Annotated in this window: 13 protein-coding genes; 9 read left to right on the plus strand and 4 right to left on the minus strand. The window is 43.6% G+C overall.

Features of this window, described 5'->3' with window-relative positions; all coding sequences use genetic code 11:
* Window positions 1-84: 84 nt before the first annotated feature.
* The 3 genes from ACQY73_RS16355 to ACQY73_RS16365 are packed head-to-tail and all read left to right on the plus strand — an operon-like array spanning window position 85 to window position 1439.
* Complete coding sequence (locus ACQY73_RS16355) at window positions 85-495, plus strand: hypothetical protein (RefSeq protein ID WP_428667988.1); 411 nt, start codon at window positions 85-87, stop codon at window positions 493-495.
* Window positions 496-509: 14 nt separating this feature from the next.
* A complete protein-coding gene (locus tag ACQY73_RS16360; protein ID WP_428667990.1) occupies window positions 510-998 on the plus strand; it encodes a hypothetical protein in 489 nt (162 codons plus the stop codon).
* Window positions 999-1025: 27 nt separating this feature from the next.
* On the plus strand, window positions 1026-1439 hold the full coding sequence (locus ACQY73_RS16365; protein WP_428667992.1) for a hypothetical protein: 414 nt from the start codon (window positions 1026-1028) through the stop codon (window positions 1437-1439).
* Window positions 1440-1460: 21 nt separating this feature from the next.
* Here ACQY73_RS16365 and ACQY73_RS16370 read toward each other — a convergent pair whose 3' ends face one another.
* Window positions 1461-2900, minus strand: a complete 1440-nt coding sequence (locus ACQY73_RS16370) for an energy transducer TonB (RefSeq protein ID WP_428667994.1) — start codon at window positions 2898-2900, stop codon at window positions 1461-1463.
* Window positions 2901-3138: 238 nt separating this feature from the next.
* On the opposite strand from ACQY73_RS16370, the gene ACQY73_RS16375 reads away from it, so the two are divergent.
* From ACQY73_RS16375 to ACQY73_RS16385, 3 genes are all read left to right on the plus strand, one after another.
* Entirely contained in the window at window positions 3139-4413 is a 1275-nt protein-coding gene (locus tag ACQY73_RS16375) for a hypothetical protein (protein WP_428667996.1), read from the plus strand.
* A 38-nt stretch (window positions 4414-4451) separates the two neighbouring features.
* Window positions 4452-5765, plus strand: coding sequence for a serine hydrolase domain-containing protein (locus ACQY73_RS16380; RefSeq protein ID WP_428667998.1), 1314 nt, complete (start codon window positions 4452-4454; stop codon window positions 5763-5765).
* A 399-nt stretch (window positions 5766-6164) separates the two neighbouring features.
* Window positions 6165-7184, plus strand: a complete 1020-nt coding sequence (locus ACQY73_RS16385; RefSeq protein WP_428668000.1) for an IS110 family transposase — start codon at window positions 6165-6167, stop codon at window positions 7182-7184.
* 167 nt (window positions 7185-7351) lie between these two features.
* Here ACQY73_RS16385 and ACQY73_RS16390 read toward each other — a convergent pair whose 3' ends face one another.
* Window positions 7352-8347, minus strand: a complete 996-nt coding sequence (locus ACQY73_RS16390) for an NAD(P)H-quinone oxidoreductase (RefSeq protein WP_428668002.1) — start codon at window positions 8345-8347, stop codon at window positions 7352-7354.
* Between the two features lie 150 nt (window positions 8348-8497).
* Here ACQY73_RS16390 and ACQY73_RS16395 point away from each other — a divergent pair, with 150 nt between their 5' ends.
* On the plus strand, window positions 8498-10630 hold the full coding sequence (locus ACQY73_RS16395; protein ID WP_428668004.1) for a bifunctional aldolase/short-chain dehydrogenase: 2133 nt from the start codon (window positions 8498-8500) through the stop codon (window positions 10628-10630).
* A gap of 91 nt (window positions 10631-10721) precedes the next feature.
* Here the strand turns inward: ACQY73_RS16395 and ACQY73_RS16400 are convergent, their stop codons facing one another.
* Together ACQY73_RS16400 and ACQY73_RS16405 are read right to left on the minus strand one after the other, a co-directional pair.
* Window positions 10722-10859, minus strand: coding sequence for a hypothetical protein (locus ACQY73_RS16400; RefSeq protein ID WP_428668006.1), 138 nt, complete (start codon window positions 10857-10859; stop codon window positions 10722-10724).
* Window positions 10856-11302: a DUF6934 family protein gene (locus ACQY73_RS16405; RefSeq protein WP_428668008.1), complete on the minus strand. Its 447-nt coding sequence runs from the start codon at window positions 11300-11302 to the stop codon at window positions 10856-10858. The genes ACQY73_RS16400 and ACQY73_RS16405 overlap by 4 nt, the downstream gene beginning before the upstream one ends.
* Before the next feature lie 27 nt (window positions 11303-11329).
* Between ACQY73_RS16405 and ACQY73_RS16410 the strand changes: the two genes are divergently transcribed.
* Window positions 11330-12604, plus strand: coding sequence for a TIM barrel protein (locus ACQY73_RS16410; RefSeq protein WP_428668010.1), 1275 nt, complete (start codon window positions 11330-11332; stop codon window positions 12602-12604).
* Between the two features lie 3 nt (window positions 12605-12607).
* Window positions 12608-14008, plus strand: a complete 1401-nt coding sequence (locus ACQY73_RS16415; RefSeq protein ID WP_428668012.1) for an FGGY-family carbohydrate kinase — start codon at window positions 12608-12610, stop codon at window positions 14006-14008.
* Window positions 14009-14227 lie beyond the last annotated feature (219 nt).

Consider the following 14227-nt stretch of genomic DNA (forward strand, 5'->3'; position numbering starts at 1 on the left):
TCGGACGGTTAAAATCGTCCGACGTTTTTTTTTGTTTCCAACCATTTGAACTTTGATTGCGTCAAAGGAAGAAAATCTGTTGTCATGAAAAACATTCTGCTGCTACTGCTCTTTGTAGGTTTATTCTCGTGTAAAGAAAAACAACTTACTCCCGAAGAATTACAACCTTTGGTAGGGAAATGGCGATTAAACGCAGTTCAACAGGAGGGAAAAGATTGGGAGGTTGTCACGCAAAGTGGTCAGCATCAATTTGAAATACGATACGACGGTGTAATCCTTGACTCAAATGGATTACCGGCTTGTTGCGGTCCGAAATTTCTGAAGGTTAACGGTAAAGTATTTACCATTGAACCTAAAGAATCTCTTCCAACCAACCCCACATGTGCTTTGGTTAATTGTTTTGCCTGTGAGACTTGGGATATTGATCTACAGGGAAATACATTGATCCTCAGTTCCTGCTTGGGTGCCAATCGCAGCCGGTACGAAAAGCTTTAAACTCAATAGACAGGATGAAGAGCATTGCGTATTTCTTTTTTATGATGGTGCTATGGTCCGGTTGTCGATCAAAAGATGATATTTCTCCAAAAACAGCTCCCATAGACGAGGTGTTTGGGTTGAAATACCAAGACAAAACAACCCTGAAAGCAGAAGGTGATAAATTTAATTTAGAACTGTCTGATATTGAAGACGGCAGATGTATCGGCAAAAATATCGTGTGTATTTGGGCCGGCGATATTTCGGTAAACTTGCTGCTTGATAACACCCAATCCGTCAAACTTCGGTTAAACGGTCTCACTTTAGATAAATTGACTTCCTTGCCCGCCTCCACTCCCATTGAATCCAATTATTTGAAAGAAGTCAGAATTAAATTAAATAACGAACCGTATATCATTCGTCTGGAAAGTGTAGATGTCAAAAATCTTAATGAGGAACAGGCAAGCTTAACGCCTAAAGAAAACTATACAGTTTGGTTAAAGATTCTTAAAAGTACTAATTGATACATTATTGAAATTTCCTTTTTGACCATGAAGCCTATTCTTTTGTTATTGTTTTTAGCGGTATTAGTTGGGTGCAAAGAAAAGTACCTTGCCCCGGAAGATATTCAACCCTTAGTTGGAACATGGCGGTTGGAGGCCGAAGAACGTGGTGAAGATGTAAAACGATGGGAGCCGGTAGCTCAAAACAATTCGTACTCTTTTACAGTACGATACGACGGAGTCATTCTTGCCGCCAATGGATTTCAGGTTTGCTGTGCACCGAAGTACTTAAAGATGAACCAAAAACTATTTGCGATTGAACCTAAAGAAAAGCTTCCCTTCAATCCTGAGTGTATAGCGGTCTCATGTCTGGCTTGCGATACGTGGGACATGGATCTACAAGGTGATACACTTATTGTCAATTATTGTGGAAGCGTTCGCAGTCGTTTTGTAAGAATGTAACGATTTGATTGTCAGCAACTACTATTTTCTATCAAGCACAAAGTTTACAGGCATATTGTATTTGACACGGACTTTCTTCCCATACTGAAGTCCCGGATTCCATTTGCCGCTCATTGCTTTCACCACACGCAAGGCTTCCTCATCACAACCCCATCCAATTCCTTTCAGTATTTCATAGTCGCACAGCGAACCATCTTCGCAGACGACAAACGTCAAGTACACTTTTCCGGAAATATTATTGCGAGATGCCTGTGCAGGGTATTTGATATTTTGTGTCAGGAACATTGCCAAACCTGAAAGACCACCTTTGAACTCCGGATTTTTTTCGATTTCCGTATACGTGCGCGCTTCGCCTTTGTCATAGATCGTACCTGTTTTGAGAACACCTGCTTCGTAGATTTCATCAGTGAACAAAGTACTGTCAGCCAGCTTGGCAATCCATCGACCTGTTTTGTAGCCGTTTTGCACAAGACCTCGGGAAACTATGCTTTTCCCTTTTACAGCCCATCCATTTCCGTCTTTGATGTGTTGCTTGCCTTCGCGAGACCAAAGTGCAACAATTCTTTCTTTAGTCGGTTGCGTAGGCATAAAAGGTTCTCTTTCAATCACTTCTGCAATCTGACCGTTATCGTACCAACTTATGATCCGTTGATTGTTACCATCGACCATCAATCGTTCTTTCAATAATCCGCTTTTATAATAATGCGAATAGCCAACAACCGTAAAACCCTGATAGTCTGTTGTTGACAGCAACTGATCATTTTTTTCCTGAAAGATTATCTCCGGTACGTATGAATTCCAACTTTCGTCGCGGGCGGTAATTCGGTAAGCAGGCAACGAATCAACAACTCCTTCCTCGTTCATTTTGTACATGAGCGGGTCTTTTCTGAAAGTTGCGGATGAGAAGGGATTCCATTGCTTTTTTTTCAATTCCTCAATAACCACATTGTCTCTTATAACACCGTTTTTATCGACCGGAATGCTTCTTCTAAAATGATAGACCGTTGGGTCTTGCGTGAATTGGAATTTATCGGTAAAATAATCGACCAGGCTTTGGCTCGTACTGTCGTAATTGGTGATAGGAGTATCAGGAAAAACAATAGAGAAATTAAAGACTTGACGAACAGCATTATTTGCATTAAGTGCGGGTTGCCAGGCTTGGTAAAGTCCTATGACGCGCAAGGCTTCCGCGTCACAAAGAGGATGGATACCTTTTACGATTTTCAGGTTCGAAACACTGCCGTCGGTTTCTACAACGCCACTTATAAACACGCGTCCCTGCACTTGTTGGACCCTTGCCTGAAAAGGTAACTGCAAATTATCTTTAATAAATTGTTGCAAATAGTGAAAGCCACCCTGTGGCACAGCTGTTTTTTCAACCTCCCGTTCTTGGTAAATGGTTTGATTATACGCTCTAAACGTGAAAAATGCGGAAAAGAGCAGAATCAGCACAATTTTCATAAACTATCGTGTGAATGTGTTTGTGTAAAGTTACAAAAGCAACTGCTTGAGTCAAACAAAAGTAAAAGGCGGAGCTTCCATTAAGGTGTATTTACTGCCGTTTTTATCTAATTGGGGATTTGTTTGGGCAGATTGGATGATTTTAGCAATTTTACCGATCTTACCTTTCTAACAAAGTCCTCATTTATTTTTGCAAAGGTGTTTAACTTATTACGGACGGGCCGTCCGTACCACAACTATGAGAATTGGTTTTGTCGTTTCTTTCTTTGATTTCCGCAATGATGTGCGTCGCGTAATGGCTGAAGCTGCCAAGCAACATGAAGTTATCATTTTTGGCCGTCCGGAAAATCGCGAACAGATTCTTCGGCATTTACCCGAAGGACTGGAGTTCAGAGTGATCAATGAGCGAAAAAGCCATTTTTGGAATAACTTTTGGATCAAATTATTCATTCTGTTCAAGCGTATTCCCAAAAGCCGCCATAACTTCTTTTTGATGGAGTTGTTCAAAGCCTCGCATACCTCCGACTCTGCGGTGCGGAAAAAAAATTACGACATCATTAAGTGGGTACAACGACTGCCAAAATTTATTTCTTACGATACGTATCTCCGAGGGTTGAAGTATGAAAAAAGTACGGATTTAAGCGGTATCGACCAATTTATCTGTTTTACGGCCATTGCCGATGATTTTCTGATGGCTCGTCTTCTTCATGAAAAACGGCCCGTAAAAGTGTATGTTTACAGTTGGGACCATGCCTGCAAACACATTTGCTTTTCGGAGCGGGCGCACTATGTATGTTGGAATGAGCGCCTCAAAGAAGATGTCGTTGATCTTCAACATATTCCTGCGCAAAACGTACAAGTGGTTGGCGCGAGTCAATCTGCCTACATCGAAGAATTCCGACAGATACAATCACAACTGCCGCGCACGTATTCTTTTTCCTATGTCTACTTTGGATGTGCCATTGGCATTGATGATCTGGTGAAAGAAGAAGTAAACGTGGCGGTTTCCGTGGCGCAGGTTTTAACCCAAACCCGCCCTGAGCTGACATTGGTGGTTCGGCCTTATCCGGTACAAGGCAATTGGGAAATTTACAGTTCACTTCGAAATCTGCCGAATGTGGTAATGGATGATGGTTTCCGGACCGCCGATCTATCCATCAAAGACGGTCATATTTTAGAGAAATTTGAAAAAATTGCCCATGCGGAAGCATTTTTTCATTTGGGTACAACGATGGGTTTGGAAGCGTGCTTTACCGATACGCCTTCATTTATCATTGATTATGGTTATCAAAGCAAAAAAGGTCTGAGTTTGTACAGTTTTATTCATCAATACCAAAACGACCGCCACCTGATCGAACTCGCACCGCAAAACGCCGTTCGCTCCGAAATTCACCTGGGAGAGGTTTTAAAAGACTTAGATAACCCCACCTATCGTTTGCTCAATGAGCAGGTGCAGGCGCAATATCAGATCAAGTCATTTGAGAAATTTACAGAGGATTTGTTGTCATCGTAGTTTCTGTTAATTTTGGTCATCCTCAAACCTCTATAACTATGTTTCTACGATTTTTCGGCCGTACCTTAGCGTTGGTGACATTGGCCGTATTCCCTCTTTTTTCCCAAACAGGCACTCGTCAAACGCCGCCTCTGTTAGCTGCCGCTGCTCCCGAATCAGTGGGAATGTATTCGGAACGCCTTAATAGACTGGACGGAATGATTCAGTCGTACATTGATAAAGGTGCCTTTCCGGGCGTAACCGCCATTGTGGTTAGGAACGGCAAAATCGTGTATTACAAAGCCTTCGGCAAAGCTGACCTCGAATCCAATAAGCCGTTGGAGAAAGAGGCCATTTATCGAATTGCTTCCATGACCAAAGCCATTACGTCATTGGCCGTAATGATGCTCCATGAAGAAGGTAAAATCATGCTCGACGATCCCATCAGCAAATACATTCCCGAGTTTGCCAAGCCGGTCGTGCTCGACCAGTTCAATCCTAAAGACAGCAGTTTTACAACCATTCCTGCCAAGCAGGAGGTCTCAGTACGCCACTTGCTCTCGCACATGTCAGGGATCAATTACAACGTAATTTCGAGCGATGAACGCATAAAAGCCATTTACGCTAAAGCAGGAATTCTGGACGCTTTTACGACCGATACTCACAAGATCGGGGATAACATTAAAAAGCTCGCAAAACTCCCGCTCAACCATCAGCCCGGCGAAAAATGGACGTATGGTTTGAGTGTTGATGTGTTGGGCTATCTGGTTGAAGTAGTCTCAAAAATGCCTCTGGATCAGTATTTTCAAAAGCATATTTTTGAACCGTTGGGCATGAAAGACACCTATTTTTATTTGCCTGATTCGAAAAAAGGCCGTTTGGTGCCATTGTATTCAGAAGACAAAGAAAAGAAGTTGGTAAAAGTTGACAAGCTCTACCTTACAACCAATCCCAACTATCCGACCGAAGGTGCTAAAACGTATTTTTCAGGTGGCGGCGGTTTATCAAGCACAGCGTATGATTACGCTGTTTTCCTGCAAATGTTACTCAATGGCGGTGTTTATAACGGCAAGCGATTATTGAGTCGTAAAGGCGTAGAGTTGTTCACTAATGCCAACCAAAGCGGCACGTTATTTCCTGACCCACGCAGCTATTTCAGCTTAGGATTCAGGGTGACCAATGAAGCCGGACGTGCTTCTGACTTGGGAAGTGTCGGGACATTTTCGTGGGGCGGGGCATTCAGTACGCATTATTTTGCCGACCCTAAAGAAAATATCAGCGGCGTGATCATGAAGCAAATGTGGGGAACCAGCTACGGCGGCGAGATCGAACGCAAATTTGACATGATGATCTATCAGGCCTTGGATAACTGAACCACATAGGTACATAGAGCACATAGAAAATAAGTTTGAAGGGAATTCAAAACTATGTGCCCTATGTACCTATGTGACGGTTCGCCGTTCATATCTTTGAAGTTCATTGAAATTGTTGGAAAAACGGGGCGGCCCGAGCCGTACAATTTTGGGGTAGTTGTTTGACAGGGGTGAACAGCAGCCCGAGTGTCGCCGCTAACACGTCTCAACGAGTACGATGTTGTATCGCTGGTCTATCTGTTCGCCCTGTTTTTCTCTACAACTTGAGTGGTACGCCACCGCGGCAGTACCTATTGGATGTAGCCTTTGGCCGCAATCCTGCATATATGTTCGGAGCGCCGATGCGACAAAATTCGAGAAAAACCGTCAGGCAAAAATACACTTTAAATCCCCCTGACGATGATCAAACAGAATCAAAACACCGCTACTTTACTACGCTACTGTGTAGGTATTGATATAAGCAAAGACACACTGCAAGTATGTATATCAGTGATTGACATTAACGGTAAAGTTACGGTCAAGGGGAGCGGAAAGATAAGTAATAAAACGACTGCTTTCGAGAGCTTCCTGACATGGGTAAATAAGCATTGTAATAACAAAACCTTACCTGTTCGCTTTGTGATGGAGTCCACCGGTGTCTATCATGAGCAGCTGGCCTGGTTTTTATTTCAAAAAGATTTAGCTGTTTGCGTGGTGCTGCCCAATAAGGCTAAACACTATCTGAAAAGCATCGGCAATAAATCAAAGAATGATAAAATAGATGCGCGGGGTTTGGCTCAAATGGGATTAGAGCAAAACCTGAAACTATGGCAGCCGCTCTCAAAAAACATCTATAATTTACGAATGCTAACTCGTCATTATCAATGCCTGCAAGAGTTAAAAAACCAATCTGACAACCAACGACACGCAATTTTACACAGTCGAATCGTTGATAAATTTACACTTAAACACTTAGAGAAGTTGATTAAACTTTATGATAAACAGCTCCTTGAAACTAAGCAGGCAATTGCCAAATTGATTGAAAAAGACCTTATTCTCAAACCTAAATTTGAGCAATTATGCCAAATTAAAGGCCTGGCTGAATTATCAGTGGCAACTATCGTAGCTGAAACGAATGGCTTTACCGGCTTTGAAAACATTCGCCAGTTAGTCAGTTTTGCCGGTTATGATGTGGTCGAGAACCAATCAGGGAAACGCGCGGGAAAAACTAAAATTTCAAAAAAAGGCAATAGCCGAATCCGGCGAATTTTACACTTACCCGCTTTTAATGCCGTGCGCTTCGGTGAACCTGCCTGCCAAGCCCTTTTTGAGCGGGTATTTGAACGGAGCCAAGTCAAATCGCATCGGCGAACCGATGAAAGGCTACGTTGCAGTCCAAAAGAAGTTGCTTACGCTTTGCTATGCGATCTGGAAAAATGATGTTCCATACGACCCTAAATACAATTCCGCGCGGCGGTCCGACAACAATGTCAAAGAACTCGAAAATAAGGGCAAAAAAATAGTCCCGACCGGCGGGACTACACAGGATGCAACAGTCTAAAACTGCAGCTCCTTCAGAGTCCCAAAAGTATTAAAAAAATTCTATTTCAAAATTTGTATTTCAAGACAGTACCAGTGGTTACAAGGACGATTTTTCCAATGTGTTCGCTGCTTTCCATCAATCGGTGCGCTTCGGCGGCTTCATTAAGCGGAAACGTTTTGTAAAGAATAGGCTTATATTGACCCGTAAGGAGTAACGGCCAAACGCGTTTTTCCACTTCGGCAGTCAAGGCTGCTTTAAATTCGGCATCACGGGGAGCAAGCATGCTTCCCGTGATGGTCAGCCGTTTACTCATTACCTCCATACTATTGAACTGTGTCTGTGCACCACCTAAAGCGGCAATAAAACACAGGCGTCCGTCTGCGCGAAGAAGCCGAATATTTTTGGCAGTATATTCTCCACCGATATAGTCTAAAACTGCATCTATGCCGTATGATTTAAGTGCCTCTTCGAAATTTCGGGTTTTGTAATTGACGCATTTTACGGCACCCAACTCTTCACAAAAGCGGCATTTTTCGTCACTGCCTGCGGTTGCAAAAGCGTGCGCACCAAAGGCTTTAGCCAGTTGAATAGCTGTTACACCTATACCGCTCGTTCCGCCATGAACCAAAAAATTTTCGCCTGCCTGAAGGTGCATTCGTTGAAACACATTATTCCACACGGTCATACTTGTCTCGGGCAGACAGGCCGCTTCTTCAAACGAAAGACCATCGGGAATAGGCAAACAATGATGCGCATTGGCTAAGGCATATTCGGCGTAGCCTCCATGACGAATGAGCGCGCATACTCGGTCTCCCACTTTCCAGCGACTGACAGGAGAACCTATTTGCTCCACCACACCTGCCACTTCCAGCCCCAACGGTTCGACAGGTGCCTGCGATGAAACGCCGTAGCGGCCCTGCCGCATTAATAAATCGGCACGGTTTATGCCCGCTGCATGCACACGAATTAGTACATCTTGAAGAGTAGGAACAGGCAGGGAACGTTCTTGTAGGTCTAATACTTCGGGACCGCCCGTTGCAGTAACAATAATTGCTTTCATGGTACGGATATATATAAGTTAGTCAAATGTAAAAACAATCCATGAAGGTACATGACACTCTCTAAGGAAACATAAATTACCTTTGTATTATCAATTTTATTGCATTAAACATAACAATTCTTAGATTAGACCAAACTACTAATATCCAATATGTCTGCGACAACCATTCAGTTTAAACATGTAAGCTACCTTTGGGATGATGCCAAAGCCGCCGAATTGGCGGGCGATGAAGTAGCTCTTTTTATTTACCGCTCTAATCTTCTTGGGGCTGATCTTCGTTTAACGAATTATGGCGGAGGAAATACATCCGTAAAAATCACTGATAAAGACCCACTTACGGGCAAAGATACTGAAGTAATGTGGATCAAGGGTTCAGGCGGTGATATTGGCACGCTCAAAAAATCCGGTTGTGCAGCATTGTATATGGATCGGTTACTTAGTTTGGAAAACGTTTATCGCGGTTTGGAGTTTGAAGACGAAATGGTTGAATTATTTAATCACTGCATCTTCGACCTGGCATCCAAAGCTCCTTCCATAGATACTCCCTTACACGGTTTTTTACCTTTTACACACATAGATCACCTGCATCCTGACGCGGCAATTGCCATTGCGGCCGCTAAAGATGGGAAAAAAATCACCGAAGAACTTTTCAACGGCGAAGTGGGCTGGGTAGAATGGCAACGTCCGGGCTTTGAATTAGGTCTTCAACTCCGTGCCTGTTTGGAAGAAGCCGCCGCAAAAGGCATTACATTACGCGGTATCATGTTGGGCTCTCACGGATTATTTACGTGGGGAGATACATCCTACTCAAGCTATATCAATACGCTCGAAGTCATTGAAAAGTGTGCCGAATATTTAGAAGCTAACTACGGAAAAACACGTCCCGTATTTGGTGGCGCTAAAATTGAAAGTTTACCGGCCGAAGAACGTCTATCGCAAGCGGCAAAGTTGGCACCTGTATTGCGTGGCTTTTGTTCATCATATCGTACAATGGTCGGCCATTTCACCGATGATGTGCGCGTATTGGAATTCATCAACTCCAACGATCTGGACAAATTGGCTCCGCTGGGTACTTCCTGCCCCGATCACTTCCTTCGTACCAAGATCAGTCCGTTGGTGTTAAACCTGACTCCTGACGAAGACCTGTCAGACGTAGCGGCGTTGAAAGAAAAACTTTCTCCCGGCTTCATCGCCTATCGTGAGCTTTATGCTGATTATTACGAAACCTGCAAGCATCCCAACTCACCCGCCATGCGTGACCCTAATCCTGTGGTCATCCTGTACCCGGGCGTAGGTATGTTCACGTTTTCAAAAGATAAAACAACGGCTCGTCTTGCCTCTGAATATTATATTAATGCCGTAAACGTAATGAAAGGCGCCGAGGCGGTATCCGAATATACTTCATTGCCCCGTCAGGAAGCATTCAACATTGAATATTGGTTGTTGGAAGAAGCCAAGCTTCAACGCATGCCCAAGCCCAAAGCACTTTCCGGACGCGTAGCGTTGATCACAGGCAGCGCCGGCGGCATTGGCAAAGCCATCGCTAAAAGATTTGCCGAAGAAGGGGCCGTTGTGGTTTTAAATGACATCAACGAAGAACGTTTGGCGGGTGCGAAGGAAGAATTTGTGAAAAAATTCGGTAAAGATGCTGTTGCTACAACGCTTCTCAATGTAACCGACGCGAAAAGTATTACGTCGGCGATGGATGCTGCTGCACTGGCTTTTGGCGGAGTAGATATAATCGTCAACAACGCAGGTATCAGTATCTCCAAACCCATCGAAGCGCATACCATTGAAGATTGGGATAAATTGTACGACATTTTGGTCAAAGGCCAGTTCCTTGTTACTCAGGCGGGTGTGGCAGTAATGCGCAAACAGGGCTTTGGCGGGGATGTTATCAATATTGTAAGTAAAAACGCCTTAGTATCCGGACCCAACAACGCAGGGTACGGTTCGGCCAAAGCAGCTCAATTGCACTTAAGCCGCCTCAATGCGGCGGAATTAGGCGGTGATAAAATTCGGGTTAATACCGTTAACCCTGATGCCGTCATTGCGGATTCAAATATCTGGGCAGGCGGTTGGGCCGAAGGCCGCGCCAAGGCGTATGGTATCACCATAGAAGAATTACCGGCTTATTATGCCAAACGGACATTGTTGAACGAAGCTATTTTACCCGACGATATTGCCAATGCCTGTTTTGCCTTTGTAGGTGGCCTGCTCAGTAAGTCGACCGGCAACGTTTTGAACGTAGATGGCGGCGTAGCAATGGCTTTCGTTCGTTAATATAAAGATTGTTTTTTCATCATAGGTTAGTTTATACATGAATCTAACGTCTGACTTCAGGCGTTAGATTTTCTAAAAGTGGTATCAGCTTTTATTTGGAGAGAATTGGTCGTTTTATATTTTTCAAAATTTCGCCCATTTTCTCCAATTGTTCTTTGATTTGAGGGCTATTCAGATTAATATAAGGCATACCCTTATCGGCAGAAGTAGTTGTTTTTTTTGATTTCATTGCTTTTGAGTAATTAAATAACCTACGTATATCGTGTGATGATCAAAGGCTTCTAAGTATCCGTTTTCTGTGATACCTAAAACGTTGCAGTAAAGTTCTGTTTCATTAATAAACTTGGCAATGACTGCCCGATAAAGTCTTGTAGGGCTTAAAGTACTTCCGGTAAATGCTACAGTAGCGTTAGGATAATGTTCAAAAAATGTAAAAAGAGTACTGGCGACCGTTGTTAATACTATTTTTATGTCTGCATTATTGCTTACCGAAAGAACATCAATATCGCCATTTTCAGCCAAGTCTCCAAAAATAAGTTGGTATAAATCTGAATCATCCTCTGATTTAATATAAGCAACTGCTTTGTTTATCTTTTTCTCATCACTAACACTTTCGAAAACGTATTGTAAACTGTCTGATGATGATTGAAGTTTGTAAGTAGGTTTATTCATTAAGCAAAGGTAATTAAACTCTTAGTCATGCAACTCGAAACATATAAGATACAACAACATAACAATGACCTGCTGAAAGGTCATGAGCGTCGTTTGAGTTTTATTACTTCCGAAATTGAAAATGCGGAAGCCATCATCCAAAAAATCGTTGATTTTCAGATAGCCATCCCTTCCTGGGCATTGGGTACCGGTGGCACGCGGTTTGGGCGTTTTTCGGGCGGCGGAGAGCCGCGTACGTTGGAAGAAAAGATCGAAGATGTAGGATTACTGCATTCGCTCAACCAATCCAGCGGAGCTATTTCATTGCACATTCCGTGGGATATTCCCAAAGATGCAAAAGCAATAAAAGCACTGGCTGCTCAACATGGCTTAAAATTTGACGCGGTCAATTCCAATACATTTCAAGACCAACCCGATCAGGCATTGACTTACAAGTTTGGTTCATTACAAAACGTAAATAAAGCGGTCCGGAAGCAGGCCATTGAGCACAACATTGAGGTAATCAAACACGGAATTGAGCTGGGTTCAGAATCATTGACCGTTTGGCTTTCCGATGGTTCATGCTTTCCCGGTCAGTTGAATTTTCGTAAAGCTTACCAAAATACGCTTGAAAGTCTACAGGAAATTTACGCGGCTTTGCCCGACAATTGGAAGCTTTTTTTAGAATACAAAGCGTTTGAGCCCAACTTTTATTCTACCACCGTAGGTGACTGGGGTCAATCGTATTCGTATGTTCAAAAACTCGGCGACAAAGCTTATACGCTCGTGGATCTGGGCCACCACTTACCCAATGCCAACATTGAACAGATTGTAGCATTGCTGCTGATGGAAGGCAAATTAGGCGGCTTTCACTTTAATGACTCTAAATATGGAGACGATGATCTGACGGCCGGCGCTATCAAGCCTTATCAATTATTTCTGATCTTCAACGAATTGGTTGAAGGCATGGATGCCCGAGGGATGAATCACACGACCGACTTAGGGTGGATGATCGACGCTTCGCATAACGTTAAAGACCCGCTCGAAGACTTGCTGCAATCAGTCGAAGGCATCATGATGTCATACGCACAGGCACTTTCAGTAGATAGAAAAGCCCTCGAAGAGACACAAAATAACAACGATGTTGTAAGAGCGCAGGAGATTTTACAAAATGCGTTTCGTACCGACGTACGTGCCTTAGTAGCCGAAGCAAGACTGCGCGCCGGTGGTGCATTGAATCCTTTGGAATTTTATCGTAGCCAAAAAGTACGCGAAAACCTCATCGCCGAAAGAGGACTCAAAACGGTAGCAACCGGCTTGTAAATTATGAAAGTTCCCGTTTGTGCCGTAATAGACATCGGCAAAACCAACAAAAAGCTGTTTCTTTTTGACGAAAACTATAAGATCGTTCTTGAAAAATCAGGACAGTTCCCCGAGACTACCGACGAAGACGGCGATCCCTGCGAAGATGTGGCATTGCTGACTTCGTGGGTCGATGAATCGCTTCAGGAAGTTCTGGCTTTGGAAGAATACGACATCAAAGCCATTAACTTTTCGACTTATGGAGCCAGTTTGGTCCATGTAGGGGAAGATGGAACACCCGTTCTACCGTTATATAATTACCTTAAGCCTTACCCCGAATTGCTCAAAAAGCAATTTTACGATACTTATGGCGGTGAGCAGGAATTTACCCGCCGCACGGCCTCTCCCATTTTGGGAAGCCTCAATTCGGGGATGATCATTTATCGCCTGAAATACGAAAAGCCGGAGGTACTTGCCAAAATCAAGTATTCCCTGCACTTGCCTCAGTATGTAGGCTACTTAGTATCAGGCCAATACGTTTCCGACATCACAAGTATCGGTTGCCATACCAACCTCTGGGATTTTGACAATAACGCTTACCATGATTGGGTACATCAGGAAAATATTTTAGAAAAGCTGGCTCCCACCGAGCCGGGTGATAAAGTAGTAACAAAATCCATCAACGGACAGAACCGCCTGGTAGGAATTGGCCTGCACGACAGCTCATCGGCGTTGATTCCGTATCTCGTTAGTTTTTTGGAGCCATTTGTGTTGATTTCAACGGGTACATGGTGCATCAGTCTCAACCCTTTCAACCATACACCACTGACCGACGAAGAGCTTCAGTATGACTGCCTGTGCTATATGCAATACAACGGCAAGCCCGTCAAAGCATCGCGGCTGTTTGCAGGATACGAACATGAGCAACAGACGAAACGACTGGCATCGCATTTTAATAAAGATACAGACCATTACAAAACCGTCACCTACGATGCCCGTATGATCAATGAGTTAAAAGCGGGCAAAAAAACCGATGGCATTGATTTTGAGCATCTTTCCAAACCGCCCATGACCGAAGGTCTCTTCGGCCAACGCGATTTGACAGGTTTTGAATCGTACGAACAGGCCTACCATCAATTGATATTAGACATTGTTAATCAACAAATTATATCTACCGGATTGGTACTGACCGAATCAAACGTGAAGCGTATGTTTGTAGATGGAGGCTTTGGCAAGAATCCCATTTATATGAACCTCCTCGCAGCGGCTTTTCCCAATATGGAAATATTTGCCGCCTCCGTAGCGCAAGCTACATCGTTAGGCGCAGCTTTAAGCATTCACCGCCATTGGAACACTCAAGCATTGCCTCCCGACCTTATTGATTTACGGTTTTATAACAGCGGCTCGACGTATATTCAGCAGTAGATCATTGATAAATTAAGAGGCAATCTCACCAAGCTGTCCCTATCGGTACACTCTTAGGGCGAAGTATCTAAACTTCGCCTTAAAAACCATTGCCTTCTGTCTTCGGCTTGGTATCATTATCCATAAAGGTTTGAAATTTCAACAACACAATCTGCGTTCCCAAAGCAGTTTCAGATGATTCTATGCTTTCGACAATACAGTAGGCAATCATACGATAAT

Origin of the sequence: Runella sp., assembly GCF_965279615.1 — a bacterium.
In the GTDB taxonomy this organism is placed as follows: Bacteria; Bacteroidota; Bacteroidia; order Cytophagales; family Spirosomataceae; genus Runella.